The following is a 25,745-nucleotide window of genomic DNA, read 5'->3' as shown; positions in this document are numbered from 1 at the left end:
GCTCAGTAGCCCGAGGAGCCGGGCGGCGGCGCACTGGCAGGCGAGCGCTGCAGGAAGGCCGTCACCGGGATGCGCTGGGGCTGGTCGTAGCCCACCGGCAGCCAGAGGTCGCCGGCGGCGGTGCCGAAGTGGATCTCCCAGTGGTAGAGCCCCAGATAGGCCCGCGGATCCTCCTCGATCAGAGAGGCGTAGTGGAGCACGGCGCGGCCGTAGTGGTCGCTGTTGTTGTAGCCCCACAGACCCTTGCGGATGTCCTGGAGCCCGCCGCGGCGCACCAGGTAGCGGGCGGCGGCCTGGATGGCGTCATGGGGATCGTGGATGTCCCCCTTGCCGATGCCCCGCTCGGCCCAGGTGGTGGGCAGGAACTGCATCGGCCCCTGGGCGTTGGCCACCGACACGCCATCGATGCGGCCCATGCCGGTTTCCACCAGATTCACTGCCGCCAGCACCTCCCAGGCAATGCCCGTGGCGGCCTCAGCCTTCTTGTAGTGGCTGATCAGGGCCTCGGGCGGTTCGGGCGCGATGATCCGCCAGGCCGGCAGGGAGGTGGGTTTGGTGCCGCCTCGGTGCATGGCGAGGAACTCACGCCGCGCCGCCAGGTGCCGGTCGAACACGCTCTGCCAGCGCTGTGGCAGTTGCTGGCGCACCAGGGCCGATTGCTCCGGCTTGTGGGAGAGCACCCGGTAGATCACCTGCTGCTGGTGTCCCAGTTCGGGCAGCTCCGCCTCCGGGGTGTCGGGCGAGCGGATGGCGGCCTCCACCCGGGCCAGCAGGGCGGCCAGCTCCCGGGGGTCGGCGGGCACCAACGGGTAGTGGCGGCCGTCGGCGGTGCGGCTCAGCCCGGGGTCGCTGGGCAGCAGGGCGGTGGTGGTGGGCTCGGCTTCCACCTGCTGGGGCCGGGTGGCCGCCAGGTAGGGATGGAGCCAGGCCCCCAGACCCCCCAGGGCCAGGGCGGCGCCGATGGCGACACCAAGACGGCGATGGGCAAGCCGGGGCATGGCCGCGCTCCTGGGTTGTTGTGCCCAGGCTATGGCTCCTGGCCAGCCCCCTGGCCTCAGCGCAGGTCGAAGCGGTCGAGCTCCATCACCTTGCCCCAGGCGGCGACGAAATCCGCCACGAACTTCTCGGCCCCGTCGCTCTGGGCATACACCTCGGCGATCGCCCGCAGCTGGGAGTTGGAGCCGAACACCAGATCCACCCGGCTGGCGGTCCAGCGCAGGGCACCGCTGTGGCGGTCGCGGCCCTCGAAGCTGCTGGCCTCCTCGCCGCTGGGCGTCCACACCGTGGCCATGTCCAGCAGGTTCACGAAGAAGTCGTTGCTGAGGGTGCCGGCCCGGGTGGTGAACACCCCCTGGCTGGAGCCGCCGGTGTTGGCCCCCAGCACCCGCAGGCCGCCCACCAGCACGGTCATCTCCGGGGCGCTGAGGGTGAGCAGCTGGGCCCGATCCAGCAGCAGCTCCTCGGCCGGCACGGCGAAGGAGCGCTTCTGGAAGTTGCGGAAGCCGTCGGCCTGGGGTTCCAGCACCGCGAAGGCCTCCACATCGGTGAGCTCCTGGCTGGCATCGGCGCGGCCGGGACGGAAGGGCACCGCCACGGCATGGCCGCCTGACCGGGCGGCGGCTTCCACAGCGGCGCAGCCGCCCAGCACGACCAGATCCGCGAGCGACACCCGGGTGCCGTCGCCCTGGGCGGCGTTGAAGCGCTGCTGGATGCCCTCCAGCACCGCCAGCACGCGGGCCAGCTGCTCGGGCTCGTTCACCTCCCAGCCGTTCTGGGGGGCCAGGCGGAGGCGGCCGCCGTTGGCGCCGCCGCGCTTGTCGGAGCCGCGGAAGGTGGAGGCGGAGGCCCAGGCGGTGGCCACCAGCTCGGCGGTGCTGAGGCCGGAGGCCAGCAGCTCGGCCTTGAGCGCCGCGATGGCGGGCTCCTGGATCAGGGGATGGTCCACCGCCGGGATCGGGTCCTGCCAGAGCAGGTCCTCCTCGGGCACCTCGGGGCCGAGATATAGGGCCTTGGGGCCCATGTCCCGGTGGGTGAGCTTGAACCAGGCGCGGGCGAAGGCCTGCTGGTCCTGGTGGAAGCGGCGGGCGATCGGTTCGTAGAGCGGGTCGTAGCGGAGCGAGAGATCGGCGGTGGTCATGATCGGCGGATGCCGCTTCGCCGGATCGTGGGCGTCGGGGATGAGGTGCTCCTCGCGCACGTGCAGCGCCTGCCACTGCCAGGCCCCGGCCGGACTCTTCACCAGTTCCCAGTCGTAGCCGAACAGCATCTCGAAGTAGCCCCGGTCCCAGCTGGTGGGGTTGGGCTTCCAGGCGCCCTCGATGCCGCTGGTGGTGGCATCGGCGCCCTTGCCGCTGCCGAAGGCGTTGCGCCAGCCCAGGCCCTGGTCCTCGAGGGCCGCGCCCTCGGGAGCGGGACCCACCAGTTCGGGGCTGCCGGCACCGTGGGCCTTGCCGAAGGTGTGGCCCCCTGCCACCAGGGCCACGGTCTCCTCGTCGTTCATGGCCATGCGGAGGAAGGTCTCGCGCACGTCGCGGCCCGAGGCCACCGGATCGGGCTGACCGTTCGGACCTTCCGGGTTCACGTAGATCAGCCCCATCTGCACCGCGGCCAGGGGGTTTTCCAGCGTGTGGTCGTCGCTGTGGCGCTCATCGCCCATCCAGCTGGTCTCGCGGCCCCAGTAGATGTCCTCCTCCGGCTGCCAGATGTCCACCCGGCCGCCGCCGAAGCCGAAGGGGGTGAAGCCCATCGATTCCAGGGCGCAGTTGCCCGCCAGGATGATCAGATCGGCCCAGGAGATGCGGTTGCCGTACGTCTGCTTGATCGGCCAGAGCAGGCGCCGGGCCTTGTCGAGGTTGCCGTTGTCGGGCCAGCTGTTCACCGGCGCGAAACGCTGGTTGCCGGTGCCACCGCCGCCGCGGCCGTCGCCGGTGCGGTAGGTGCCGGCGCTGTGCCACGCCATGCGGATGAACAGGCCGCCGTAGTGGCCCCAGTCGGCCGGCCACCAGTCCTGGGAGTCGGTCATCAGGGTGTGGAGATCGCGCTTGAGGGCGGCGAAATCCAGCTGGCCGAAGGCCTCGGCGTAGTCGAAGCCGGACCCGAGGGGGTTGGAGGCCGGCGCGTGCTGGTGAAGGATGCCGAGATTCAGTTGCTGGGGCCACCAGCGGCGGTTGGGAGCATCGTCCTGGGCCGTGGCGGCCCCGGCCCGTGCAGCAAACGGGCAGCTGCTGATGGCGGTCATGCGGAAGCGGTCAAGGGGTGGCGGTCCTGCGGATCTCTGCCCTGAGGGGGCAAGTCCCTGCGCCTCCTGGACCGTAATCAGCCCCCGTGGGGCGGGGAGCGGTGCGTCACATCCCTTCTCAGGGCGTCAGGTTGGTCTGGCGCGGCGTGCCCAGCCGGATCCCGGCCTGGCGCAGGTTCTGCAGCAGGCGCAGGCGGAACTCGCGGCTCACGTCCCACTGGCGGCCCGGGGCGGTGTCGATCCAGGTGGTGATCGCCACGCCGGCATGGCTGATGGCATCGATGCCGAGCACGGCCGGGGGCGCCAGGATGCTGGCCGCCCAGTCCGGGTCCCGGTGCAGCTGCTCGCCGGTGGCCCGGGTCACGGCCAGGGCCTCCACGGGATCGCTGTCGCAGTCCACCTCCACGCTCACGTTCACCCGCGACCAGTTGCGGGTGAGGTTGTTCACCTGGGTGATGGTGCTGTTGGGAATGGTGATGAACTCCCCGCCGGGGCTGCGCAGCTGGGTGACGCGCAGGTTGAGGCTCTCCACCAGGCCTACCGAGCCGGAGGTGTTGATCACATCGCCGATGGCGAACTGATCCTCCGCCAGGATCAGAAAGCCGTTCACCAGATCGCGGATCAGGTTCTGGGCGCCGAAGCTGATCGCCAGGCCGAGCAGGCCCCCGATGGCCAGGATCGAGCTGCTCGGCACCCCCAGCACCCCCAGCCCGGACAGCACCCCCACCAGGGTGATCAGCACCACCAGCATGCCCTTGGTGGCATCGATGATGGTGGAGAAGCGCAGCTGCAGCCTGCGGCTCTGGTCGGCGGCACCGCCCACCACCGGATGGCGGGCCTCCCAGCGGGCCTCGAAGCGATCCAGCAGGCGTGTGCAGAAGCGGATCGCCAGGGTGGTGCAGAACCACACCAGCAGCAGCTTGAGCGGCAGGCCGGCGAAGTCGCGGCTGAACATGGCCAGCCCTGGGAACTGCCGCAGCAGCAGGTAGATGCCGCCGTACCAGAGCAGCAGCACGGCCCAGAACAGCAGCCACTGCAGCAGGCCCCAGCCGTTGAGGCGCCGTTTGAGCGGCAGCCGGTCGAGGGTGGCCTCCACGAACTGCTGCCGGCCGCGGAACAGGGCGTCCTGGCCATCGGCGTCGCCCTCCGACGGCTGGGAGGGGGCCTCCTGTTCCACCTGCTCGCGCATGGCCTGCAGCCGCTGCTGGAGCACCAGCTGGCGCCGGGCGATGCGCCGCTTGATCAGGATGATCACACCGGTGGCCGCCACCATCCCCAGCAGGATCCGCACGAAGCGCCACAGGCTGCGCCTGAGGTTCTCGGGTTGCAGGCTGAGGTCGTAGTCGCGGATTTCCCGCTCCAGCTTGCCGCGCCAGCGCTTGGCGAGCTCCTCCACCGCGACGCCGTGGAAGTTGGCATCGGCGCTGGTGACCGAAGCCAGCACCATCGGGCGCGGGTGATCGTCATCGCGCACGGTGATCACGGTGACGTTGTTGAGCTTGGCCGTCTCCACCCGCAGGCTGTCGCCCCCCATGCCCCGCTCCAGCGCCGCCAGTTCCACGCGGGCGTGAATCTGGCGGGCCCGCTGTTCCACGGGAACGACGTCCTCCGGGGGCTGGCTTCGGTCGTAGACCGTGGGGGAGGCGATCTTGAACAGCTGGCGGCCGTCGATCGGCGAGGTCACCGGCGTCACCTCGATGTCGCCGAAGCGGTTCACACCGTCGGGCACCACCCTGCCGCCGGCGCCGGTGAGGTTCTCCCCCAGGCTGATCTGGGCCTGGGCCGGCAGCACAGACAGCAGGAGGCTCAGCAGCGGGGCCAGGATCAGAGCCAGCAACGCGTGCCGCACCCGGCGGTTGCCTCGGTGGATCGGGCCGATCTGCGGCATGGTCCGGACGCTCCGTTGCAGGGATGGTTACACAGGCGGCCGGATCCAAAGGGCAGGCTTGGACGCAGCTCGTGCTGCCGCCATGGCGATTCGACCGGTGCTGCGCCTCGGGGATCCTTTCCTGCGCCAGGTGGCGGTGGCGGTGCCGCGGCAGGCGATCGGCTCCCCTGAACTCTCCGCGCTGCTGGACGATCTGCGGGACACCATGGCCGCCCGTGATGGTGCCGGCCTGGCCGCACCTCAGATCGGTGTGGCCCTCCGGGTGGTGATCTTTGGATTCACGACCAATCCCCGCTACCCCGAAGCACCACCGATCCCCGACACCGTGCTGATCAATCCTGTGCTCACACCCCTGGGAAGTGCCCGCAGCAGCGGCTGGGAGGGGTGCCTGAGCGTGCCGGGGCTGCGGGGGCTGGTGCCCCGCTGGGACCGCATCCGCTACACGGGCCTCGACGAGCAGGGCCGGCCGCTGCAGCGGGAGGTGGAAGGCTTCCATGCCCGGGTGGTGCAGCACGAATGCGACCATCTCGATGGCGTGCTGTTCCCTGACCGGATCGAGGACCGCACCGCGTTCGGGTTCAGCGCCGAGCTGGCGGCGGCCGGACTGCTGCCGGTTGCGGGCTGAGCGCTGTTGTGCTCCCAGCCCTCAGCAGCGCTCAGGCCGCCTGGGCCGGGCGCCGATCTCCGTCCACGAAGCGGCGCAGGTTGACGCCGGCCTCGAAAGCGGCGCGGCTGAGGTCGGCCTGCTGCTCCGCGCTGAGGCCGTCCCAGAAGGCATGGAACAGATCGAGGGAGGCCTTGCCGATACCCACCGCCCCCACCAGGGTGAGCGGCAGGCTCAGCCAGGGGAAAACCAGCAGCACCATGCCGAGGGCGGCACTGACCACCGCGCCCTGCTTGCTCGATTCCCACACGGTGGCGGCAATGGTCTGGAGCTGGGTGGCCCGGTCGATCTCGCCGCGGCGGCGCATGGCCTCGGTGCGCATGGCGCTGAGCAGGGCCTGATAGATCGCGTAGACGGCGATCCCGCCCACGGTGGATTCGGCCACGAACTCGCCGCCACCGGCGGGCCCGCCGCTGCCGTTGAGGTCGAAGGAGGCCAGGCCGGCCGCCGGAGCGACTTCCCAGCCGGCGCGGGGAATGCGGAAGGGATCCCGTTCGCGGCCCATCGGGAAGCGGTGGCAACTGGAACCCAGTCTGCCTGGTTTCGGCTGCATGGTTCTGGCAGCCTGGTCTGGGTTGCCAGGTTGCAGCCTGGGGGCTGGTCCGCGCGGAACTCAGCGGCCGGCCACCAGACGTTCGTAGTGGTCGAGGGCGCGGAGGTGTTCACGCTCGGCCCTCAGGCCGATGAAGCCGTCGGGGCGCACCGCCAGCAGGGTGAGACCCGCCCCCGCCGGGGGGGTGGGGCCAGGCCGCAGCGCCACGACGGTCTGGGGCAGTGCCGATCGGGCGGCCCGGGTCTCCAGCTGGGCGCGCAGGCTGTCGAAGCCCCCTCGGTCCCGGTCCGCTGAGCCCAGCAGCACCAGGGTGTGCTCCGGCCGCTGGGTGAGCGTGTGCAGGTGACATCCTCCCTGCTCCGGAGACAGCCGGATGGTGGTTGGCAGCCGTTGTCCCGCGCCCGGCTGGCCGCCCAGTCCTCCTTCCGCCAGCCACTCGCAGAGAATCGGCGACCCTGCGTAGCCCACGTTCATCTCGGTTTCGGCCACCACCTCGTGCTGGCGGGCCACGGGATCGGCGAGCATCGCGGCGATGGCCCGGTTCCGCGCCGCACGCTCCTGTGGATCCCGCAGTCCATGGGCCTGCTCGGTGGCCGCGCCGGAGCGGGTGATCCGTTCGGCCACCGGGCGCCGTTCCAGGCCATAGCTGTCGAGCAGGGCCGGGGTGGCGGTGCCGTGGTGCACCAGCGCCAGCTTCCAGCCCAGGTTGGCGGCATCCTGCAGCCCGCAGTTCATGCCATGGCCCTCGGCGGGTGAGCACACATGGGCCGCATCGCCCGCCACGAACACGGCGCCGGAGTGGAAGGCCCTGGCCACCCGGGTGTGGCAGTGGAAGCGACTGGGGTTCTCCACCTCCGTGAAGCGGGCGCCGGGCAGATAGCGCTGCAGCACGGCGCCCGCTTCTGTCACCAGGTCGCTCTGCTCGGAGCTGGGGCGCAGGTACACCCGCCAGCGCCGGCCGGGCAGGGCGGTGAGGATCAGCGGCGTGGCGTCCAGGTAGGCGGCGTTGGCCTCATGGCTGTCCCGCCAGCCCTCCACACCGGCATCGAACACGGCCCAGGGCCTGGCGATGGCCTCCCCGTCGAAGGCGATGCCGGCCAGCTCCCGGGTGGTGCTGCGCAGGCCGTCGCAGCCCACCACCCAGCGTGCCTGCACCCGGTGCAGCTGCTCGCCGCTGGCGATCGTGGCGATCACCCCCTCGCCGTGGGGCTCCAGTCCGATCAGGCGCCAGCCCCGGTGGATCGTGCCGCCGTGGCGCTGCAGGTGGCCGCTGAGCAGGCGCTCGGTGATTTCCTCGGACAGTCCCAGATTGAAGCCGTAGCGGCTGCCACAGCCGGCCAGGTCCAGCTCTCCGAGCCGCTCGCCATCGGCGTGGATGAGGATGTGGCGCTGGCGGCAGCCTGCGTCCAGAAACTCCTCCTCCAGCCCCAGGGCCTCGAAGATCTCCAGGGAGAGGGGGTGGATGACGGTGGCACGATCCCAGTGCAGAGCCTCGGGCCGTGCCTCGATCAGGAGGGTGGGCACCTGCCTGCGCTGCAGCTCGGCGGCCAGGAGCAGGCCGGTGGGTCCGGCGCCCACCACGAGAACCGAGGTGTGCTGGGGAAGGGATGGAGGCACCGCTTCAGAGCTGCCGCAGAAAGCCCCCGGCGGGAGCCGGGGGCGCGTTTGACCATTCTCCTGGACGCTGCGGCGCTGTGGCGCAAGGGGGTGTGCCTCAGCCCTCCACCTTCACCTTCACGGTGGTGTGGGTCTGGGCCTTGGGAGCCGTCACGGTGAGCAGGCCGTCGCGGTAGGTGGCGTTGAGGTTCTGGGCCTCGATCGGCGTGGGGAAGCGGAAGCTGCGGCTCCAGGTGCCGTAGCGGAACTCGCTCAGCAGCGGCTCGGCGGCGGCGCGCTGTTCGGAAGCAGCGGCATCGCCGGCGGCGGCCTCCCGCTGGGAGCGGCGTTCGGCGCTGATGACCAGGGTGCGGTCGGTGGCCTTCACATCGAGGCCCTCACGGTCCACTCCCGGGAGTTCGAGGATCACGGTGTAGGCCTCGGCGGTTTCGTGCACTTCGGCGGCCGGGACCCGTTCGCTGCCGTGCAGCTGCTGGGTGAGTTGATGCTCCAGCCGATCGAACAGCTCGAAGGGGGTGGTGGTGCGCAGACTCAGCATGGTTCTGGTGGCGAAGGTGAGGTTGTGGCGGGGTCTCATCGCCCCCGTGCAACAACCTTCGCCGCTGGGCCATGGGCGCGGGAGCGGGTGAACCGAACGCTGGGATTCGGCCCTCACGCCCAGGGTCGGGAGACCCGAATCCGCTGGGGTGAGAACCGAAGGGCCCGGTGCTGGCTGGGCTCATGGCTGCCCGGGTTCATGGCAACACCAGCAACAGCAGCCGGTTGCCCTCCGGATCGAGCAGCCAGGCCTCGGCTCCGAACGGTTCCCGTCGTGGAGGATCGAGCCGTGAGGCCCCCTGCGCCAGGGCCTGGCTGATCCAGGCGTGCAGCACCGCTGTGGCGTCGGCCCCGGCGGTACGGCGCTGCAGGCAGAGGGCCAGCCGCCCCGGCTGCCTGGGCTGGGGCCGGCTCCGTGATGGGGCGTAGATCTCCAGCCATCCTCCCGGTGGCCAGGGCACCCGCCAGTGGCCAGCACCCAGACCCGCCTGCGGCTCCGCCGCCAGCAGGGAGCCATAGAAGCGGGCCAGACGCGCCGGATCGTCGGCCGCCAGCACGAGGGATCCACCCGGTGGCCCGTCCAGGGATCCGCCAGGTGATCCGTCTTGCTCGCCCGTCGCCGTCATGTCTGCTGCCATCGTGACCGTTCTTCGCCGCCCCCGAGGGCTTCCACAACAAAGCCCGGAGCGTGGGCCCCGGGCTCTTGTCTGCTCAGCCGTGGTGCCCGCTCAGGGGAGCGGGGCGCAGCTGCGCGGTCGGTGGATCGTCAGATCGCCTGGATTATGTGGTTGTTGGAGAGCGGAGCTGCTGGCGCTGGCACCTGGGGCCATGGGTCCAGGAGGACGTTCCGCTGGTATCCGGGGCACCTGGGAGCAAGGTCGAGGACTCGCCCGTGAACGGTGCAGTGGACGGCGAAGGCTGGAGGGAGGGAAAGCCCTGCGGCTTCACACAGCCTGCGACAGGCCTGGAACGTCAGTGATCCGTTGAGAGTGTTGGAGCAGGGGCCGGATCGTCAGCGCGCTCCTGACATCTGCTGCGGGGGGGTGTCATCCATCCGTGGAGCCTCCGAATCCCGATGTGTCCACCCTCGCCGTGTTCCCTGCGGCCGGCAAGCCTGCGCCCGCCAGCCTTCACGGCTCTTGATCGGTGGCAACCCACCGTTACGAACCGCCTTCACGCCGATTCATGCCTCTGGCCTGTCGCCGGGGCCAGCCCCAAGCTGAGGGGACACGGGCCGATGGCGGTGGCGATTCCAGGGCTGGCGCCGGTGGCCGCGGCGCTGATCCAGATGCAGGGGCCGGCCCTGGAGGCCGGGGTGCTGACCGGTTCGATCGCCCTGCCGCTGGAACGTGCCCGTCACGGCGATACGCCCGTGCTCACCTTCCGCAGCCCCACCGGCAGCGGCGCATCGGGCGCGACGGGGGGCGCGACGGTGGGCGCGACCGGGGCCGCGACGGTGCGGTTTCTGCTCGATACCGGAGCCTCCTCCAGCCTGTTGTCGCCGGCCCTGGTGGCGCGCCTCAGCCTCTCCAGCCGGGTGATTCCGCTGCGCCAGTTCGCCCTGGCGGGAGCCGGTGAGGGCTGCGGCGCGGTGCAGCCCCGCCGCGCCCGCCTGCCGCTGCTCACCGCCGGCGGTCCGGGCTCGGCGCGGCTGAGCCTGAGCGGCGCCGAGGTGCTGGTTCTGCCGGTGGCCGGTCTGCCCGCTGATGTGGATGGGGTGCTGGGCGCGCCCCAGTTGCGGCAGCTGCCGCTCTGGGTTGACCCCCGCGGCGGCCAGCTGGCATTCGGGCCCGCTGCGCTGCGGCTGGCCGCTGAGGCCTCCCGGGGCGATTCCGCTGGCCGGAGGCCCGTCACCCACGCCCTGCGCTGGCAGCGGGGTGTGCCCCTGATGGCCCTGCCCCTCGCGGCGGTGCCCGGGCAGCCCGCCGCTCCGCTCAGCGTGCCCGCCCTGGCCGACACCGGGGCGGAGGGGCTGTTCCTCACCCCCGGCCTCACGGCGCGGCTGATGCCGGTGGGCCCGAGCCGGCCGCTGCGGGTGGCTGGCTTCTGCGGTGAAGAATCGGCCCGCTGGGCTCCGATGCTCGGCCCCCATCTGCTCCCCCTACCTGGCCATGGGGGCCATCTGCCCGCACCCGTTCAGGCCATCACCACGGCCAATCCGGTGTTCGAGGCCCTCGGGGTGGAGGCGATCGTGGGGCAGGAGCTGCTGCGTTCCCACCCCCAGCTGTGGCGGCTGGATGCGACGCCTCCGTTGCTGCGGCTCTGGCCCACCCGGCCGTAGAGCGGGTCAGCCGATCGGCACCAGCACCCGGGCGAAGCCGAGGGCGAAGACGATCTGGCGGATCGGCACACCGAACACGGTGGAGACAAGGTCGATCGCCAGGGTGGTGAGCACGGCCTCCGAAAGAGTGATTGTGAATTGATACGAAGAAACGTAACACGTCTTCTCAGGAAGGCTGCCGCCGCAGGCGCCCGGCCTGACTGTTCAGGTTTCGCTGCTCCGGGACGATGACAGGGCGCCCGATCCCTTCCCCGGGTGCCTGCGGCTGCGGGGCCGAAGGGGCGGAACGCCTCGAGCGGAGCACGCTGCGCTGGCTGCTCGCGATCAACGGCGCGATGTTTCTGCTGGAAGCGGGGCTGGGCCTCTGGGGCCGGTCCACGGGCTTGATCGCCGATGGGCTGGACATGCTGGCCGATGCCGCGGTGTATGCCCTCAGCCTCCTGGCCGTGGGCCGCGGCACGGCACGTCAGCGCAGGGCGGCGCGCCTGAGCGGCTGGCTGCAGGTGGGGCTGGCGGCGCTGGTGATGCTGGATGGGGTGCGCCGCTACGCCCTGGGCAGCGAACCCATGGGGGTGCTGATGGCCTCGGTGGCGGCCCTGGCTCTGGCCGCCAACCTGCAGTGCCTGGCTCTGCTGCAACGCCATCGCGATGGTGGGCTGCACATGCGGGCGTCGCTGATCTTCTCCACCAACGACACCATCGCCAATGCCGGCGTGATCGTGGCCGGGCTGCTCGTGACCCTGCTCGGCAGCCCCCTGCCCGACCTGCTGATCGGCCTCGTGATCAGCCTGCTGGTGCTGCGGGGCGGCATCCGGATCCTGCGCCAGTCGGCGGACGGGGCCGACGGCGGCCTGAGCAGCCGCAGCCGTGGTGGCTAGCAAGGGAGGGCCGAACGAAGGGAGTGCGTGAGCCCAACCAAGCGGATCGCCATCAGCGGCATCGTGATCGAGGTGCCGACCGAACCCCCCTCCCCCGACCAGTGTCCCCTGCAGAGCCGGATCGAGTGCAGCTACGGCCTGTGGACCATCGAGGTGTGGCGGGACGGGGAGCGCCGCGCCAGCTTCGGCCCGGAATCCTTCACCACGGCCCTGGTGCGGGCCCTGATGCGAGAGGATCTGGGCGATGTGGTGCCGGATCAGGTGGTGTTGCGCTGGGAGGACTGATCCGCCGGCGAATCTGCAAGAGTCGCCGCGGATGCGACCTTCCGGATGGCAACCAGCATGGAGGTGCTGAGCCTCTTCCCGCGCTACCTGCTCAAGGGGGTGTTGCCATCGGAGCAGCTGCGCGGTCTGCAGGCCCTGGCCCATACGGTGCTGGCCGATCCGGCCCTGGCCCCCGACGCCTCCCTGAAGCTGGCGGGGCAGCTGGCGCTGCAGCGGGAGCTGGGCCCCCAGTACCCCGAAGTGGTGACCCTCTGCTCGGAGGTGCTGCTGCCGGCCTGTGAGCGCTGGATCCGCCACGTGATCGACCAGCAGCCGCCGGAGGCCCATGGACCCTGGGCCCGGGGCCGCTACCAGCTCCAGATGATCGACATCTGGCTGAACGTGCAGCGGGCGGGTGACTACAACCCCACCCACACCCATGGCGGCACCTTCTCCGGGGTGGTGTTTCTGGAGGTTCCGCCCCAGATCACGGCGGAGCGTTTCGACGGCCAGCTCTGCTTCTACGGCCCGGAGGACTGGCACATCCAGAGCTTCCGCACCGGCATGGCCCACTACGTGGTGCCGGTTCCGGGGGACTTCTACGTGTTTCCCGCCTGGCAGCCCCACTCGGTGGCGCCGTTCCGGGGGCAGGGCGACCGGCTGTCGCTGGCCTTCAACGTGGTGGCGGTGCCGCCCCAGGCCACCCCATCCACGCCGGTGCCGACAGGCAACGTGTCGCTGTCCACCAGCCGCCGCAAGCCGGGCGGCTTCCGCTGAGCAGGGGGCCCCTGCTCAGGAGCCCAGCAGGGCCGTGCACTCCAGCCGCTCGTGGCGGATGTCGGAGAGCTGCAGGCGCAGGCGGATGGTTTCAGCCAGGTGGTCGGCATCCTCGGCCACGCCGCCGAAACGCCCTGAGCCCCAGGTGTGCAGCCAGGGCAGCCCCAGCATGTAGAGCCCGGGGCTGGGGGTGACCCCCCGTTCGTGGGCGGGGTAGCCGGCCCCGTCGAACACGGGCACGTCGATCCAGCGGAAGTCGGCCTGGTAGCCGGTGCACCAGATCACGGCCGCGAGGCCTTCCTGCTCCAGATCCAGCTGTTCCTCGTCGCCGCAGGCGGGATGCCAGCAGGGCTCGTAGGGGGGCTCCTCCGGTGCCTCCAAGCCTTCGCGCTCGATGTAGCTGTCGATGCTGGTGCGGATGCGGGCGTAGACCGCATCGGCCTGATCGAGGTTGATGCCCAGGTCGCCGGCGAAGCGGATGTGCTGGGGGCCGAGCTCCTGCAGCCGTCCGTGCAGCACCATGCCGTTGCGGGCATGGCGGCGCAGATCGATCTCCCGTCCCCCGTCGCGACCGGTGAGGTAGTGGTTGGTCTTGCCGCGCACCAGCCGGGGATCGGGGTGCTCGGTGATCGGCATGGTGTAGTAGCCCATGCGATCAAGCCAGTCCACCACGTCCTTGCCGCGGTAGCGGCGCGGCGAGCGGGGCGCCGAGCCCACGCTCAGGTGCACCCGCCGTCCGGCGAGGAAGAGATCCTCGGCGATCTGGCAGCCCGACTGGCCGCTGCCCACCACCAGCACGGCACCGGGCGGCAGCTGCTCGGGGCGGCGGTAGTCGCGGGCATCGAGCTGCAGCACCCCGGAGGGCAGGCGTTCGGCCTGGGGATGGCGCTTCGGGATGTGGTAGCCGCCGGTGGCCACGATCACGTGGGCCGCGTCGATCGTGCCCTCGCTGGTGCTGAGGGTGTAGGTGCCTCCCTGCAGGCTGAGGCGCTCCACCCGCACGCCCTCGCGCACATCGGCGCCGATGGCGTCGGCGAAGCGGCGCACGTAGGCCACGATCTCGTCCCGCCCCATGAACCCATCGGGGTCATCGCCGTCGTAGGGGAAGTCCGGCAGGCGGCACTGCCAGTTGGGTGTGACCAGGCAGAAGGAATCCCAGCGCTGCTGGTCCCAGGCGTGGGCCACGCGGTGCTGCTCCAGCACCAGGGGGCGGATGCCGCGGCGCTGCAGGCAGGCCGCCGCCGCCAGACCGGCCTGTCCTCCTCCGATCACCACGACGTCGCGCCGTTCGCTGGAGGGGTTGGCGGCCTGGGACACCTGGAACACGGTCGGAACCTTCACGCGCCGATCGTGCGCACGTGACGCGCCAATCGAGAGAAGTGAATTCTCGGTGATTCCGAGGTTTTGGCTGGTAGCCGATGCCACCGGGAGCTGGCCTGGAATTCCGTTGCATTCGTCACATAAAGCAACGCTGAAGCTGTGGGACGGTCAACGCTGCTTCAGCCCTGCGGCCGCCCCACATCCATGCCAGAAGTCACCCGTCCCGCCAACCAACCGGGAGAGTTCCTCGTTGACTACGAGGAGAAGGTGTTTCCCGACGTCAAAGCGGAGCCCGGCGAGAAAGCTCTGATCACCTTCCACACCGTGGCCTTCGAAGGGTCGATCGGCCTGGTGAATCTGCTCCAGGCCAGCCGCCTGATCACCAAGGGCTTCGACACCTCCATCCTTCTCTATGGCCCCGGCGTGACCCTCGGGGTGCAGCGAGGTTTCCCCAAGCTCGGCGATGCGGCCTTCGACGGCCATCTCAACTTCAACGCCCGCCTGCAGAAATTCATGGGGCAGGGGGGCAAGGTGTATGCCTGCCGCTTTGCCCTGCAGGCCCTCTACGGCCATGGCGAAGGTGCGCTGATTCCAGGCATCACGCCGATCAACCCGCTCGATGTGCTCGACATCGTGCTGATGCACCGCAAGGAAGGGGCCTTCATTCTCGACACCTGGACCCTCTGACCACCTGATTGCCCCGATGATGTCCATGGCCCGACCCATCACCGTTGCCGCGGCGCAGATCCGTCCGGTTCTGTTCAGCCTGTCCGGCTCCGTGGCGCGGGTGCTGGCGGCCATCGACGAGGCGGCCGAGGCGGGAGTCGAGCTGATCGTCTTCCCGGAAACCTTCCTGCCCTACTACCCCTACTTCTCGTTCGTGGAGCCCCCGGTGCGGATGGGGGCCTCCCACCTGCGCCTCTACGAGCAAGCGGTTGTGATTCCAGGCCCGGCGATCGAGCAGATCGCCGCCGCGGCCCGCCGCCACCGCATGCATGTGCTGCTGGGGGTGAATGAGCGCGACGGCGGCAGCCTTTACAACACCCAGCTGCTGATCGACGCCTCCGGCAGTGTGGTGCTCAAGCGCCGCAAGATCACCCCCACCTATCACGAGCGGATGGTGTGGGGCCAGGGCGATGGCGCCGGGCTGCAGGTGGTGCCCACGGCCCTGGGGCGCATCGGTGCGCTGGCCTGCTGGGAGCACTACAACCCCCTGGCCCGCTTCGCCCTGATGACCCAGGGGGAGGAGATCCACTGCGCCCAGTTCCCCGGCTCCCTGGTGGGTCCGATCTTCTCGGAGCAGACCGCCGTGAGCCTGCGCCACCACGCCCTCGAGGCCGGCTGCTTCGTGGTGAGTTCCACCGCCTGGCTGGATCCGGCCGACCATGCGGCCATCACCCCGGACACCTCCCTGCACAAGGCGTTCGAGGGCGGCTGCCACGCGGCGGTCATCAGTCCGGAGGGGCGCTACCTGGCCGGTCCGCTGCCGGAGGGGGAAGGCCTGGCCATCGCCACCCTCGACCCCACCCTGATCACCAAGCGCAAGCGGATGATGGACAGCGTGGGCCACTACAGCCGTCCCGACCTGCTCGGTCTGCGGCTCAATGCCACCCCGGCCACCCAGGTGGACCCGATGGCCGCTGGGATGGCGCCCGCTGCACTGCCCACAGCCGATCTGCCCACAGGCGAACTGTCCTTGGACGCCTTGTCGCCTGTGGCGACGCCCCCGCCGGAGAGCCCACCCGCGGCCGTCGAGCCGGCACCAGCTGCCCTGAGGGGAAACGCCGCCCATGTCTGACGCGTCAGCCCTGCCCCTGAGCGGCGAGCAGCTCGGCCGCTTCCTCACCGATCTGCAGGTGCAGGGGGTGGTGGATCCCGCCGTCGCCGGCAACCAGGGGCGCCGCGGTGGGGCGGGCCCGTCCGACCACCGCGCCCTCACCATCGCGGGCACCACCGTGATGGTGCCCGTGTACAACGCGGTGTCGCAGGACTCCCCCTTCCAGCTGGCCGAGGCGGCCGATGGAGCCGTGGCTCTGCAGGACAGGGCCGGCGCTGTCGCCGCAGCGGTGCAGCCACCGCCCCAGCCCCGCTTCTACGACCTCAGCACCGCCGACGGGATTCCCTACAGCGCCATCGCTCTGCTGCACGGCCGCGACGTGCTGGCCACCACCCTGCTGCAGACCTGCATCCGCTTCCGTGACCGCAGTCAGTCGTGCCAGTTCTGCGCGATCGAGCAGTCGCTTGAGGACGGCCGCACCGTGGTGCGCAAGACGCCGCAGCAGGTGGCCGAGGTGGCCGAGGCAGCGGCGCGGCTCGATGGGGTGCGCCAGCTGGTGATGACCACCGGCACCCCCAACAGCGACGACCGCGGCGCCCGGCTGATGGCCGAGACGGCCGCGGCGGTGAAGGCCCGGGTGAACCTGCCGATCCAGGGCCAGTGCGAGCCGCCGGAGGATCCCAGCTGGTACCGGCGCATGAAGGAGGCCGGCATCGACAGCCTCGGCATGCACCTGGAAGTGGTGGAGCCCCAGGTGCGGAAGCGGATCCTGCCGGGCAAGAGCGAGCTCACGCTCGAGCGCTACTACGAGGCCTTCGCCCAGGCGGTGGCTGTGTTCGGCCGGGGCCAGGTGAGCACGTATCTGCTGGCCGGTCTGGGGGACAGCGCCGAGGCGCTGATCGCCTGCAGCGAGTGGTTGATCGATCTGGGCGTCTACCCGTTCGTGGTGCCGTTCGTGCCGATCGCCGGCACACCGCTGCAGCACCATCCCGCCCCCAGCACCGACTTCATGGTGGGGGTCTACGGGGCGGTGGGGCGGCTGCTGGCGGGCTCCGACATCCGCTCCGACCGCATGGCGGCCGGCTGCGCCAAGTGCGGCGCCTGCTCCGCCCTCTCCCTGTTCGAAACCGCCGCGTCCTGAGGCCCTGCGCCGCTCCATGTTCTTCATCGACCCCAGCAGCCACGACATCGGCCGCAGTCCCAGTTCCGCCCCGGCGGCGTTCACCCCGTCGGTGCGCTGGGGCATTCCCCTGGAGGCGGAGGATTTCGAGCTCTCCCCCACGGCCAGCTCCCAGGATTTCTCCTTCCACGTGCTCGGCCCCGAATCCCGCCTGCTGCCCAGCTACTGGGACCTGCGCAGCCGCATCTTCTGTGAGGAACAGCACCTGTTCGAGGCGTCCGACCGGGATGAACTCGACCGGAACGCGCACCCGATCGTGGCCCTCTCCCACCACAGCGCCCGGGCCGGCGAGGCGGTGGGTGTGGTGCGGATCGTGGAGCTGAGCCCGCGGGTGTGGCAGGGCGGACGGCTGGGGGTGGATGCCGATTTCCGCCGCCTCAACCAGATCGGCAAGGGCCTGATCTGGAAGGCGGTCACCACGGCCCACGGCTGGGGCTGTGACCGCTTCCTCGCCACCGTGCAGCGCCAGAACGTGCCCTTCTTCCGGCGGTTGCACTGGCGGGCGATCGAGGCGCTCGAGATCCGAGGCCTGCCCCATCAGCTGATGGAGGCCGACCTCAGCTACTACCGCCCATCGCGCGAACGCCGGCCGCTGGAAGCGGCTGCATGACCCCCGCCGAGCTGGAGGCCCTGCGCCTGCGGCTGAGCCGCCACCCCGGGCTGTGCGGCAAGGAGGAGATCCAGCTGCCGGCCGGGATGTTTCCCCAGCTGCCCTTTCCCGGGCTCGGCCCGGCGGCCGCCATCGGCGACGATGCCGCTCTGATTCCGGCCAGCAGCGGCCCTCTGCTGCTCGCCTCGGAGGGGATGGATCCGGCGCTGGTGGAGGAGGACCCCTGGTTCGCCGGCTGGTGCGGCGTGCTGGTGAACCTCAGCGACATCGCGGCCATGGGCGGCCGCCCGATCGCCCTGGTGAACAGCCTCTGGGCCAGCGGCGAGACCCAGGCGCGGCCACTGCTGGCGGGATTGCGCCGGGCCGCCGACACCTTCGCGGTGCCGATGGTGGGCGGCCACACCAACCTGCACAGCCCCTACAACGCCCTGGCGGTGGCGGTGCTCGGCACGGCGCCGGGCCCGGTGCTCTCGGCGCGGGCGGCCCGCCCCGGCGACCGCCTCCATCTGCTGGTGAACACCCAGGGGCGCCTCTACCGCCACTACCCCTTCTGGGATGCGGCCACCCAGGCCGAGCCCGCGATGCTGCGGCGCCATCTGGCCCTGCCGGTGGAGCTGGCCGCGGCCGGGCTGGTGCGGGCGGCCAAGGACATCAGCATGGGCGGCCTGGTGGGCACGGCGGAGATGTTCGCCGAGGCGGCCGGCTGCGGCCTGGAGATCCAGCTGGACGAGCTGCAGCCACCCGCCGGCCTCAGCCTGGAGGCCTGGCTCACCTGCTTCCCCAGCTTCGGCTTCCTGCTGGCGGTGCCGCCGGAGCGCACGGCCGAGCTGGCCCGCTTCACGGCGCCCCATCCGGAGCTGCTCTGCGCGGAGATCGGCCGCTTCCTCGCCGGTGCCCCCCAGGTGCTGCTCGCGGCGGGAGCGGGGCGCTGCCCGCTGCGGCCACCGGGCCGGGTGCTCACGGGCTTCAGCGCCGATCTGTGACGGTCGCCACGGCGACGGGGTGGGGTTTCTGGAACGATGCCGCCCAGCTCCCGAGCCGTGCTCCGTGCCCGAAGTCCATCTCACCCTCCAGTGGCCGGATGGCTCCCGTTCCCAGCTCTATTCCCCCTCCACCGTGATCCTGCAGCACCTGCCCCCCGGCCGGCAGTTCACGGTGGCGGAGTTGGAATCCCGTGGCCTGGCGGCCCTGGCCGAGGCCTCCGAGCGGGTGCGGGCCCGCTACGGCTTCGCCTGCACCCGCACCGATGAGGAAGCCCGCAAGCTGCAGCACAGCCTGGCCGGCTTCAGCGCCGAGCAGCTGGTGCAGATCCAGGCGAGCTGACTTCAGCGACACGACCCAGGGGACCTGATCCAGGCCCATCGCCCCTTCCCATCCCTCCACACACCCACCCAGTCCCCGCTCCCCCATGACGCCCAAACCACCCCTGCCCCCGTTCGATCGCGAGGGCGCCATCCTCAAGGCCCGCATGGCCGAGAACGCCTGGAATTCCAGGGATCCGGCCCGGGTGGCGCTGGCCTACAGCGAGGACAGCGTGTGGCGCAACCGGGCCGAGTTCATCCGGGGCCGCGACCAGATCGAGGCGTTCCTGCAGCGCAAGTGGGCCAAGGAGCTCGACTACCGGCTGATCAAGGAGGTGTGGGCCTGGCACGACAACCGCATCGCCGTGCGCTTCCAGTACGAGTGGCACGACGACGCCGGCAACTGGTTTCGTGCCTACGGCAACGAGAACTGGGAGTTCGACAGCGAAGGCCTGATGCGCCGCCGCGAGGCCAGCATCAACGACGTGCCGATCCGGGAGAGCGACCGCCGCTTCCACTGGCCCCAGGGTCCCCGGCCGGACGACCATCCCGGCCTCACCGAGCTGGGGCTCTGAGCGGGCGAGTCAGAAGGCTGGCTGGGGGTTGAATGGGGGAGTGACCCCGACTCCCCGGCCTCCCCTGGTTCTGGTGCATGGCCTGCTGGACACGCCCGCCGTGTTCCGCGGGCTGAAGCGGGAGCTGGGCGGCCGCCGGGAGCCCCTGCTGATTCCGGCGCTGCCACTGCGGCTGGGCCGCACGCCGGTGCTGGAGGCCGCCGACCTGCTCGGCAGCCACATCGAGGCCGCCTTCGGGCGCCAACAGCCGATCGACCTGCTCGGCTTCTCCATCGGCGGGGTGATCGCCCGCTGCTGGATTCAGCTGCTGGGGGGACACGCGCGCCTGCGCCGCTTCATCAGCGTGGGCAGCCCTCAGCAGGGCACGCTCACGGCCCAGCCCTGGCCTGCCCGCCTGTTCCGGGGCATCGGCGATCTGCAGTGGGGCAGCGCCCTGCTGGAGCGGCTGAACCAGGATCTCGATCCCCTGCGCCGGATTGAGTGCCACAGCTTCTACTCCGGCCTCGATCTGGTGGTGCTGCCGGGCTGGCGGGCGGTGCTGCCGGTGGGGGCGCGCACCATGCTGCCGGTGCTCACCCATCCCCAGCTGCTGCGCGACCGGGCGGCGCTGCAGCCCCTGGCCAAGGAGCTGCTGCGGCCCTGAGCCCGGGCTGGCCCAGCTCCCTAGGCTGAAGCCATCAATAGAAGCGCAGGCCGCGATGGGATGGCTGGGAGTCTCCCTGGTGGTGCGCTGGCTGCTGGGCTGGGGCCTGGCCCTGCGGCTGCCGGAACTGCCTGCCCCAGCGCAGGCGGTGGAGGGGCGGCGCGTCTCGGTGCTGATCCCGGCCCGTAACGAGGAGGCCACCCTGCCCCATCTGCTCACGGCGCTGGCGGCGCAGACGATCACGCCCCTGGAGGTGATCGTGGTGGACGACCACTCCAGCGATGGCACCGCCGCCATTGCCAGGCAGGCTGCCTTGGCCGCAGGTGAAGCCCAGGGGCCGTTGCCGATCCGGGTGCTGCAGCCGCCGCCGCTGCCCGCCGGCTGGTGTGGCAAGACCTGGGCCCTCCACCACGGCGTGCTGGCCAGCCGCGGCGCGGTTCTGGTGTTCCTCGACGCGGACACCGAGCCGGAGCCCGCATTCCTGGAGCGGCTGCTGGATCGGCACCGGGAGCTGGGGGGGCTGGTGTCGGTGCAGCCGTACCACCGCACCGAACGCCCCTACGAGCAGCTCTCGCTGCTGTTCAACCTGGTGGGGCTGATGGCCGTGCCCCTCGGAGCCGGCTGCGGCGTGGCCTTCGGGCCGGCGCTGGCCTGCAGCCGGGCCGACTACGACCGGGCCGGCGGCCATGCGGCCGTGGCCGGCAAGGTGGTGGAGGACTGGTTCCTGGCGCACTGCTTCGAGGCGGCCGGTCTGCCGGTGAGCGCCTTCATCGGTGCGGGCCAGATCGCCTACCGCATGTACCCCGGCGGGCTGGGGGAGATGGTGATCGGCTTCGACAAGAACTTCGCCACCGCCGCCGGCGAGGTGCGCTGGCCATGGATGCTGGCGGTGCTGCTGTGGCTCTCGGGCCTGTTCTGGGCCGCCTGGTGTCTGCCAGCGGCCCTGCTGGGCTGGCCCCTGGTGGGCGATCGCTCCCTGCTGGTGAACGGGCTGGTCTATGCGGCCTTCGCCCTGCAGCTGCTCGTGCTCACCCACCGGGTGGGCCGGTTCCGCTGGATCAACCTGCTGTTCCCGATCCCGGTGCTGTTCTTCCTCGGGGTGTTCGTGCTGGCGATCCTCAACCTGGAGCGGGGCCGGGTGCACTGGAAGGGCCGGGTGTTCAGCACCCGCTCGCCCTGAGCGCCTGGCCATGAACGCCACACCATGAACGACGCGGCCAGCCCCACCCTGATGCCCCTGCTCAGCTCGGTGGGCTACTGGCTGCTGCTCTCGCTGCTGGTGGGCGGCGCGGCAAACCGGCTGCCGCCGGCCTGGCTGCGCTGCCCGCCGCTGCGCCCGTGCGGCCCCATTGCGCTGGGGATCCGCCACTGGAAACGCTGGATCCCGGACGCCGGCCCCGCCCTGCCGGGCGGCGTGCGCAAGTCCGCCCTGGTGCAGCGGGATCGCCCGGCCCTGGAGCGGCTGGCCCTCGAATGCCGCCGCGCCGAGTGGGTGCACTGGTTGCTGTGGGCAGCCGCACTCCCCACCGCCCTGTGGCTGCCTCCTGCGGCGGTGGCGGTGAATCTGCTGTTCGGCACCGCGGCGAACCTGCCCTGTCTGCTGCTGCAGCGCCACAACCGCCGCCGCGTGCAGGCGGTGCTGCAACGGATGGACACGAGCCTCAGCCGTCGATGACGGCGTGCTTCAGCTCCACGGTCACCGCCTGGCCGGGGTCGTCGGCATGGCGGGCCACCACCAGCCGGTGGCTGCCGGCCTCCACCACGAAGGCATCCCGGCCGGCATCGAAGCAGGCCAGCTGGCGCAGGGGGATCACCAGCCTCACGGGTCGCTGCTCCCCCGCCTCCAGCGGCACGCGCGCAAAGGCCACCAGGGTGCGCAGCGGCCGCTCCATCAGCTGGCCCGGGGGCTCCAGATACACCTGCACCACCTCGGCGGCCGCCATCGGCCCCTCGTTGGCCACGCTCACCCGCAGCTCCACGCTCGCCCCCGCGGCATTGCTGTCTTCGTCCCTGGCTCGAAGTGCGGCCTCTGGAGCGCCCAGGCTGAAGCGGCTGTAACTGAGCCCGAAGCCGAAGGGATAGGCCGCCTGGCGCCCGTGGCGCTGCAGCCGCCGGTAGCCGTACCAGAGGTCATAGCGCACCTGTGGCGCCCGCGGCTCGAAGGGGGGGAGGTCCGCCCCGTTGCGGGGCAGGCTGAAGGGCAGCCGCCCCGAGGGCGACACGGCGCCGAACAGCACCTCGGCCAGGGCATGACCCCCCTGCTCACCCGAGTACCAGAGCAACAGCAGCCCCGGCACCTGGTGGCGCCACTCCTCGCAGAGGATGGCGCCACCGCCCATCAGCACCACCACGGTGCGGGGGTTGGCGGCGGCCACGGCCTGGATCAGGGCCACCTGCTCGCGGGGGAGGCGCAGGTCGGTGCGGTCGCCGGCGGCGAAGTCGCCGCGCAGGGGCGGGGAGGCGTGGCTGGTGAGCCAGGCGAGCAGGTTCGCCAGCGGCTGCCACAGCCGGCGCGACAGACGCCGGCCCAGCCGCCGCTCCAGGGGCTCCGGCGGGGGGATCTGCCCCAGGATCGGGGCGATGTCGCCCGGGTGGATGTGCTCGCCCTCGAGGCTGCTGTCCAGCCCCACCACCACCACGGCGGCCTCGCAGGTGGCGGCCAGGGCGGCGGCGGCAGCGGGGTCGCGGCCGTCGGTGTGGGGGATCGCCAGATGCGGCCGGGCGGCCCGCAGGCCCTCCAGCGGGGTCACCACCGCGCCCGCCGGCGGCCGGGTGTCGGACGAGCCGCGATCCCCCAGGTTCACCGCCGCGGCCAGGTGGCCCAGCACCGCCAGCGACCTGATCTCGTCCAGGGGCAGCACGGGCCGGCCATCGGGCAGGGGCTGGTTGCGCAGCAGCACGATGGATTTTGCGGCCGCTTCGCGGGCCAGGGCGCGATGGGCCTCGCAACGCCGCAGCGCGGCAGAGTAGGAGCCGGCGGGCAGCCGCAGTTGCTGGCGCAGTTGCCGCAGCACCGCATCGTCGATCCGCTCCTGGCTGAGGGTGCCGCTGGCCAGGGCCTCGGCGGCGCAGCCGTGCAGCACCATGCGGAACGGCATCTCCAGGTCCTGCCCGGCCTTCAGGCCGGCCACGCCGTCGCGCAGGCCGAAGATGAAGTCGGTCACCACCAGGCCCTGGAAACCCCAGCGCCGCTTGAGGATGGCGGTGAGCAGCTCCGGGTGTTCGCCGCACCAGAGGCCGTTCACCCGGTTGTAGGCGCTCATCACCGAGCCGGCGCCGGCGTCCACGCAGGCACGGAACTGGGGCAGGTAGAGCTCGTGCAGCACCCGGGGGCTGGCCTCCACATCCACCAGGAAACGGGAGCTGTCGATCGAGTTGAGCGCCAGGTGCTTCACGCAGGCGATGGTGTGGCGCTCCAGGCCGCGCGTCATCGCCGCCCCCAGGGCCCCCACGTGATGGGGGTCCTCGCCGTAGGTCTCCTGGGCCCGCCCCCAGCCGGGATGGCGCAGCAGGTTGACGCACACCGCCGCCACCCAGTTGGCCCCGAAGGAGCGGGCCTCCCGGCCGATCGCCTCGCCGATCCGCTCCTCCAGCTCCGGATCCCAGCTGGCCCCGCGGGCGATCGCCACAGGGAAGGTGGTGGCGCCGCCGGTGAGCACCACCCCGCGCGGGCCGTCCACGAACTGCAGCCCCGTCAGCCCCAGCCGCGGCACCACCCCCGCCGGCCAGGGGTGCCGGTGGGAGGCATCGTGCAGGGCGATGTCGGCCATGCCCGACCAGAACGGCGTCGAGCCGCTGAGCAGGGTGAGCTTCTCGGCGATGGTGAGCTGATCCAGCACCTGCCGGGCCTGGGCCTCCAGCGGGTGTTCGGCAGCGCTCCGCTCGGCCATCCCTCCATCCTGATCCCAGCGTCAGCCGCGGGCTGCGGCTGTTGGCTCCAGGGGTGGGATGCGGGAGTCGTTCATGAAGCTGTCTTGCCCGGGGTGAAGAGCGGTGTCGAGCCGGCCGTTCCTCCTCGCCAGCGGCAGTCGGCGGCTCCATGGTGGAGGCATCGGATCCCGGAGGCTTCCTTGGCCGACACTCCACCCCATCAGGTGTGAGGAGAGCACTGACGCTCGGACCCTGCTCCAACAATCTCTCTCTATCTCTGGCTTTCTTCGGTGGGCTGAACAGCGGTTCACTCCGTCCCAGCCACGCCCTCCACTGCACCGTTCACCGGTGGGATCCGCTCCCGCCTCCAGGTGCCCCGGAGTGAACGGGAAGCCCTGATCGAACCATGGCCCCAGGTGCCAGCGTCAGCAGGATTGCCCCAAGGGCAAATCCAGCCTCCCTTAATCCGATCCACGGCTCAGTCCACCCCGGCCTGCGTGCCGGCGGTGGGTCTGGGTGCAACGAAGCCCGGAGTCTCCACTCCGGGCTTTCATCTGGGTGTCCTGGGGCGGTGAGGGACTGTTGGCGCGGGTGACGATGGACAGCCGAGTCGAACTCCCGTTGACCCGCTCATCCCAGCTTTCGGACTAGGTTTCGGAACTTGTTGACAGATGTCTTCGCGGCATGGGGGGCCTTGGGTTGATGACGGTGATCTGGTTTCTGGTGGTGGGTGTGGTGGCCGGATGGCTGGCCGGGGTGCTGGTGAAGGGCGGCGGCTTCGGCCTGATCGGTGATCTGGTGGTGGGGGTCATCGGGGCCCTGATCGGCGGCCTGTTCTTCACGGGCCTGGGCAGCGCCCTCGGTGGCGGTGTGCTCGGCAGCATCCTGGTGGCCACCCTCGGAGCGGTGCTCTTCCTGGTGGTGGTGCGGGTGATCAAGCGGGCCTGAGCCCCGGATGCACTGACCTGCAGACCATGGAGGTTCACGATGTTGAGCTGGAGGACAGTCCTGGCCCTCGTCGCCCTTTCAACCGGCCTCGGCCTGGCAGCCATCCCTGGCAAGGCAGCCGAACAGCTGGAGCAGATCCCCGCGGCCTTCCACGGCATCTGGATGGCGGAACAGCGCCACTGCAACGCCCCATCCACCGATGAGTCGTGGCTGCGGATCGATGCGAACGGCATCAGCTTTTACGAGAGCGCCGGCCCCGCATTGGCCGTGGTGGCCATGGGGCCCGAGGAACTGGGGCTGATCACGGAACTCTCCGGCGAGGGCGAAACCTGGTTGGAGCTGCTGCGCCTGCGCCTGGAGGCCGGCGGCCGCCTGGCGCTGGAATCGGTTGGCGCGGAGGGGGCGATCAGGCGGGTGCGGTGTTCAGGGCTTTGAGCCTGGTCGATTCACCGGATTGCCCTGAACCATGCACCCCAGCCGCTGCAACCACGAGTCCCTTGCTGCGCTGACTGATCTGCCCAATGTGGGGCCGGCGATCGCCAAGGCCCTGCTGTCCCTGGGCTATCGGGTACCGGCGGACCTGAACGGCGCCGATCCCCTGGATCTCTACAACCGGCTGGGAGACCTGCGCGGCTGCCGCCAGGATCCCTGCGTGCTGGATGTGTTCATTGCGATCACGCGCTTCCTGAACGGTGAGCCGGCCCGGCCCTGGTGGGCGTACAGCGAGGATCGGCGCCGACGCCACCCGGATCTCTGAGCACCTTGAAAGCCGCATCCAGCCCCTCGGAGACGGCGGCCAGAACGGGCTGATGGAGGGTGTCCAC

Annotated in this window: 27 protein-coding genes; 18 read left to right on the top strand and 9 right to left on the bottom strand. The window is 71.0% G+C overall.

The annotated features are described in order from the left end of the window. Positions 1–2: 2 nt before the first annotated feature. The 3 genes from CPCC7001_RS04450 to CPCC7001_RS04440 all read right to left on the bottom strand — a co-directional run bounded on the left by CPCC7001_RS04450 (position 3) and on the right by CPCC7001_RS04440 (position 5,126). Positions 3–998, bottom strand: a complete 996-nt coding sequence (locus CPCC7001_RS04450) for a lytic transglycosylase domain-containing protein (RefSeq protein ID WP_006910614.1) — start codon at positions 996–998, stop codon at positions 3–5. Between the two features lie 56 nt (positions 999–1,054). Continuing rightward, positions 1,055–3,238: a catalase/peroxidase HPI gene (katG, locus tag CPCC7001_RS04445; protein ID WP_006909365.1), complete on the bottom strand. Its 2,184-nt coding sequence runs from the start codon at positions 3,236–3,238 to the stop codon at positions 1,055–1,057. A gap of 118 nt (positions 3,239–3,356) precedes the next feature. Then, the gene (locus CPCC7001_RS04440) at positions 3,357–5,126 is read right to left on the bottom strand and encodes a mechanosensitive ion channel family protein (protein WP_006911771.1); all 1,770 of its coding nucleotides are present in this window, start codon (positions 5,124–5,126) and stop codon (positions 3,357–3,359) included. 82 nt (positions 5,127–5,208) lie between these two features. Here CPCC7001_RS04440 and def point away from each other — a divergent pair, with 82 nt between their 5' ends. Then, the gene (gene def, locus CPCC7001_RS04435) at positions 5,209–5,751 is read left to right on the top strand and encodes a peptide deformylase (RefSeq protein ID WP_006910009.1); all 543 of its coding nucleotides are present in this window, start codon (positions 5,209–5,211) and stop codon (positions 5,749–5,751) included. Positions 5,752–5,782: 31 nt separating this feature from the next. On the opposite strand, the gene CPCC7001_RS04430 is transcribed toward def, so the two are convergent. The 4 genes from CPCC7001_RS04430 to CPCC7001_RS04415 all read right to left on the bottom strand — a co-directional run bounded on the left by CPCC7001_RS04430 (position 5,783) and on the right by CPCC7001_RS04415 (position 9,123). Then, entirely contained in the window at positions 5,783–6,295 is a 513-nt protein-coding gene (locus tag CPCC7001_RS04430; protein WP_006910539.1) for a hypothetical protein, read from the bottom strand. Positions 6,296–6,403: 108 nt separating this feature from the next. Continuing rightward, complete coding sequence (locus CPCC7001_RS04425; RefSeq protein WP_006911507.1) at positions 6,404–7,960, bottom strand: NAD(P)/FAD-dependent oxidoreductase; 1,557 nt, start codon at positions 7,958–7,960, stop codon at positions 6,404–6,406. Between the two features lie 97 nt (positions 7,961–8,057). Further along, the gene (locus CPCC7001_RS04420; protein ID WP_006909468.1) at positions 8,058–8,537 is read right to left on the bottom strand and encodes an Hsp20/alpha crystallin family protein; all 480 of its coding nucleotides are present in this window, start codon (positions 8,535–8,537) and stop codon (positions 8,058–8,060) included. A 157-nt stretch (positions 8,538–8,694) separates the two neighbouring features. Then, entirely contained in the window at positions 8,695–9,123 is a 429-nt protein-coding gene (locus tag CPCC7001_RS04415; protein ID WP_198006452.1) for a VOC family protein, read from the bottom strand. Positions 9,124–9,734: 611 nt separating this feature from the next. Between CPCC7001_RS04415 and CPCC7001_RS04410 the strand changes: the two genes are divergently transcribed. The 4 genes from CPCC7001_RS04410 (at position 9,735) to CPCC7001_RS04395 (ending at position 12,697) form a co-directional block, all read left to right on the top strand. Next, positions 9,735–10,778 (top strand): retropepsin-like aspartic protease, encoded by a 1,044-nt coding sequence (locus CPCC7001_RS04410; protein WP_043368604.1) that lies wholly within the window; start codon positions 9,735–9,737, stop codon positions 10,776–10,778. Positions 10,779–11,005: 227 nt separating this feature from the next. Continuing rightward, a complete protein-coding gene (locus CPCC7001_RS04405) occupies positions 11,006–11,656 on the top strand; it encodes a cation transporter (protein ID WP_006911602.1) in 651 nt (216 codons plus the stop codon). A 27-nt stretch (positions 11,657–11,683) separates the two neighbouring features. Next, the gene (locus CPCC7001_RS04400) at positions 11,684–11,941 is read left to right on the top strand and encodes a hypothetical protein (RefSeq protein ID WP_006910870.1); all 258 of its coding nucleotides are present in this window, start codon (positions 11,684–11,686) and stop codon (positions 11,939–11,941) included. Between the two features lie 57 nt (positions 11,942–11,998). Beyond that, complete coding sequence (locus CPCC7001_RS04395) at positions 11,999–12,697, top strand: putative 2OG-Fe(II) oxygenase (protein ID WP_006910716.1); 699 nt, start codon at positions 11,999–12,001, stop codon at positions 12,695–12,697. Between the two features lie 15 nt (positions 12,698–12,712). Here CPCC7001_RS04395 and CPCC7001_RS04390 read toward each other — a convergent pair whose 3' ends face one another. Beyond that, entirely contained in the window at positions 12,713–14,038 is a 1,326-nt protein-coding gene (locus tag CPCC7001_RS04390; protein WP_006910027.1) for an MSMEG_0569 family flavin-dependent oxidoreductase, read from the bottom strand. Positions 14,039–14,221: 183 nt separating this feature from the next. Here CPCC7001_RS04390 and CPCC7001_RS04385 point away from each other — a divergent pair, with 183 nt between their 5' ends. The 10 genes from CPCC7001_RS04385 to CPCC7001_RS04340 all read left to right on the top strand — a co-directional run bounded on the left by CPCC7001_RS04385 (position 14,222) and on the right by CPCC7001_RS04340 (position 21,778). Continuing rightward, entirely contained in the window at positions 14,222–14,704 is a 483-nt protein-coding gene (locus CPCC7001_RS04385; protein WP_006909830.1) for an MSMEG_0572/Sll0783 family nitrogen starvation response protein, read from the top strand. 25 nt (positions 14,705–14,729) lie between these two features. Further along, positions 14,730–15,815, top strand: coding sequence for a Nit6803 family nitrilase (locus CPCC7001_RS04380; RefSeq protein ID WP_083782666.1), 1,086 nt, complete (start codon positions 14,730–14,732; stop codon positions 15,813–15,815). Then, a complete protein-coding gene (locus CPCC7001_RS04375) occupies positions 15,808–16,935 on the top strand; it encodes an MSMEG_0568 family radical SAM protein (protein ID WP_006910369.1) in 1,128 nt (375 codons plus the stop codon). The genes CPCC7001_RS04380 and CPCC7001_RS04375 overlap by 8 nt, the downstream gene beginning before the upstream one ends. Positions 16,936–16,951: 16 nt before the next feature. After that, positions 16,952–17,584 carry an MSMEG_0567/Sll0786 family nitrogen starvation N-acetyltransferase gene (locus CPCC7001_RS04370; RefSeq protein WP_006909353.1) on the top strand — a complete coding sequence of 211 codons (633 nt, stop codon included), beginning with the start codon at positions 16,952–16,954 and terminating at the stop codon, positions 17,582–17,584. Beyond that, entirely contained in the window at positions 17,581–18,567 is a 987-nt protein-coding gene (locus CPCC7001_RS04365; RefSeq protein WP_006909318.1) for a sll0787 family AIR synthase-like protein, read from the top strand. The genes CPCC7001_RS04370 and CPCC7001_RS04365 overlap by 4 nt, the downstream gene beginning before the upstream one ends. 64 nt (positions 18,568–18,631) lie before the next feature. Beyond that, entirely contained in the window at positions 18,632–18,907 is a 276-nt protein-coding gene (locus tag CPCC7001_RS04360) for an MSMEG_0570 family nitrogen starvation response protein (protein WP_006910508.1), read from the top strand. An 85-nt stretch (positions 18,908–18,992) separates the two neighbouring features. Beyond that, the gene (locus CPCC7001_RS04355) at positions 18,993–19,460 is read left to right on the top strand and encodes a nuclear transport factor 2 family protein (RefSeq protein ID WP_006909775.1); all 468 of its coding nucleotides are present in this window, start codon (positions 18,993–18,995) and stop codon (positions 19,458–19,460) included. Positions 19,461–19,500: 40 nt separating this feature from the next. After that, a complete protein-coding gene (locus CPCC7001_RS04350; protein WP_043368603.1) occupies positions 19,501–20,103 on the top strand; it encodes a triacylglycerol lipase in 603 nt (200 codons plus the stop codon). Between the two features lie 55 nt (positions 20,104–20,158). Next, complete coding sequence (locus tag CPCC7001_RS04345; protein WP_006910348.1) at positions 20,159–21,283, top strand: glycosyltransferase family 2 protein; 1,125 nt, start codon at positions 20,159–20,161, stop codon at positions 21,281–21,283. A gap of 24 nt (positions 21,284–21,307) precedes the next feature. Continuing rightward, a complete protein-coding gene (locus CPCC7001_RS04340; protein WP_071778266.1) occupies positions 21,308–21,778 on the top strand; it encodes a hypothetical protein in 471 nt (156 codons plus the stop codon). Here the strand turns inward: CPCC7001_RS04340 and CPCC7001_RS04335 are convergent. Further along, the gene (locus tag CPCC7001_RS04335) at positions 21,765–23,993 is read right to left on the bottom strand and encodes a beta-glucosidase (protein WP_006911442.1); all 2,229 of its coding nucleotides are present in this window, start codon (positions 23,991–23,993) and stop codon (positions 21,765–21,767) included. The two genes, CPCC7001_RS04340 and CPCC7001_RS04335, sit on opposite strands and share 14 nt — an antisense overlap. Positions 23,994–24,675: 682 nt before the next feature. On the opposite strand from CPCC7001_RS04335, the gene CPCC7001_RS04330 reads away from it, so the two are divergent. Genes CPCC7001_RS04330 through CPCC7001_RS04320 form a run of 3 tightly spaced genes read left to right on the top strand, consistent with a single transcriptional unit; the run spans position 24,676 to position 25,678 of the window. Then, the gene (locus CPCC7001_RS04330; RefSeq protein ID WP_006910538.1) at positions 24,676–24,921 is read left to right on the top strand and encodes a GlsB/YeaQ/YmgE family stress response membrane protein; all 246 of its coding nucleotides are present in this window, start codon (positions 24,676–24,678) and stop codon (positions 24,919–24,921) included. Between the two features lie 39 nt (positions 24,922–24,960). Further along, a complete protein-coding gene (locus CPCC7001_RS04325) occupies positions 24,961–25,356 on the top strand; it encodes a hypothetical protein (protein ID WP_006909363.1) in 396 nt (131 codons plus the stop codon). A gap of 31 nt (positions 25,357–25,387) precedes the next feature. Further along, a complete protein-coding gene (locus CPCC7001_RS04320; RefSeq protein ID WP_006910501.1) occupies positions 25,388–25,678 on the top strand; it encodes a helix-hairpin-helix domain-containing protein in 291 nt (96 codons plus the stop codon). The last annotated feature ends 67 nt before the right edge of the window (positions 25,679–25,745 follow it).

The organism is Cyanobium sp. PCC 7001 (assembly GCF_000155635.1).
In the GTDB taxonomy this organism is placed as follows: domain Bacteria; phylum Cyanobacteriota; class Cyanobacteriia; order PCC-6307; family Cyanobiaceae; genus NIES-981.
The sequence above is the reverse complement of the archived record's forward strand: the minus strand, read 5'-3'. Positions and strand labels throughout refer to the sequence as shown.

Excerpts from the sequence above, each read along its gene's own strand:
- CPCC7001_RS04345 (WP_006910348.1), top strand. The coding sequence starts at position 20,159 with ATGGGATGGCTGGGAGTCTCCCTGGTGGTGCGCTGGCTGCTGGGCTGG.
- CPCC7001_RS04355 (WP_006909775.1), top strand. The coding sequence starts at position 18,993 with ATGACGCCCAAACCACCCCTGCCCCCGTTCGATCGCGAGGGCGCCATC.
- CPCC7001_RS04385 (WP_006909830.1), top strand. The coding sequence starts at position 14,222 with ATGCCAGAAGTCACCCGTCCCGCCAACCAACCGGGAGAGTTCCTCGTT.
- CPCC7001_RS04415 (WP_198006452.1), bottom strand. The coding sequence starts at position 9,123 with ATGACGGCGACGGGCGAGCAAGACGGATCACCTGGCGGATCCCTGGAC.
- CPCC7001_RS04330 (WP_006910538.1), top strand. The coding sequence starts at position 24,676 with ATGACGGTGATCTGGTTTCTGGTGGTGGGTGTGGTGGCCGGATGGCTG.
- CPCC7001_RS04335 (WP_006911442.1), bottom strand. The coding sequence starts at position 23,993 with ATGGCCGAGCGGAGCGCTGCCGAACACCCGCTGGAGGCCCAGGCCCGG.
- CPCC7001_RS04325 (WP_006909363.1), top strand. The coding sequence starts at position 24,961 with ATGTTGAGCTGGAGGACAGTCCTGGCCCTCGTCGCCCTTTCAACCGGC.
- CPCC7001_RS04405 (WP_006911602.1), top strand. The coding sequence starts at position 11,006 with ATGACAGGGCGCCCGATCCCTTCCCCGGGTGCCTGCGGCTGCGGGGCC.
- def (WP_006910009.1), top strand. The coding sequence starts at position 5,209 with ATGGCGATTCGACCGGTGCTGCGCCTCGGGGATCCTTTCCTGCGCCAG.
- CPCC7001_RS04410 (WP_043368604.1), top strand. The coding sequence starts at position 9,735 with ATGGCGGTGGCGATTCCAGGGCTGGCGCCGGTGGCCGCGGCGCTGATC.
- CPCC7001_RS04380 (WP_083782666.1), top strand. The coding sequence starts at position 14,730 with ATGGCCCGACCCATCACCGTTGCCGCGGCGCAGATCCGTCCGGTTCTG.
- CPCC7001_RS04430 (WP_006910539.1), bottom strand. The coding sequence starts at position 6,295 with ATGGGCCGCGAACGGGATCCCTTCCGCATTCCCCGCGCCGGCTGGGAA.
- CPCC7001_RS04340 (WP_071778266.1), top strand. The coding sequence starts at position 21,308 with ATGAACGACGCGGCCAGCCCCACCCTGATGCCCCTGCTCAGCTCGGTG.
- katG (WP_006909365.1), bottom strand. The coding sequence starts at position 3,238 with ATGACCGCCATCAGCAGCTGCCCGTTTGCTGCACGGGCCGGGGCCGCC.
- CPCC7001_RS04440 (WP_006911771.1), bottom strand. The coding sequence starts at position 5,126 with ATGCCGCAGATCGGCCCGATCCACCGAGGCAACCGCCGGGTGCGGCAC.
- CPCC7001_RS04320 (WP_006910501.1), top strand. The coding sequence starts at position 25,388 with ATGCACCCCAGCCGCTGCAACCACGAGTCCCTTGCTGCGCTGACTGAT.
- CPCC7001_RS04450 (WP_006910614.1), bottom strand. The coding sequence starts at position 998 with ATGCCCCGGCTTGCCCATCGCCGTCTTGGTGTCGCCATCGGCGCCGCC.
- CPCC7001_RS04395 (WP_006910716.1), top strand. The coding sequence starts at position 11,999 with ATGGAGGTGCTGAGCCTCTTCCCGCGCTACCTGCTCAAGGGGGTGTTG.
- CPCC7001_RS04365 (WP_006909318.1), top strand. The coding sequence starts at position 17,581 with ATGACCCCCGCCGAGCTGGAGGCCCTGCGCCTGCGGCTGAGCCGCCAC.
- CPCC7001_RS04370 (WP_006909353.1), top strand. The coding sequence starts at position 16,952 with ATGTTCTTCATCGACCCCAGCAGCCACGACATCGGCCGCAGTCCCAGT.
- CPCC7001_RS04375 (WP_006910369.1), top strand. The coding sequence starts at position 15,808 with ATGTCTGACGCGTCAGCCCTGCCCCTGAGCGGCGAGCAGCTCGGCCGC.
- CPCC7001_RS04420 (WP_006909468.1), bottom strand. The coding sequence starts at position 8,537 with ATGAGACCCCGCCACAACCTCACCTTCGCCACCAGAACCATGCTGAGT.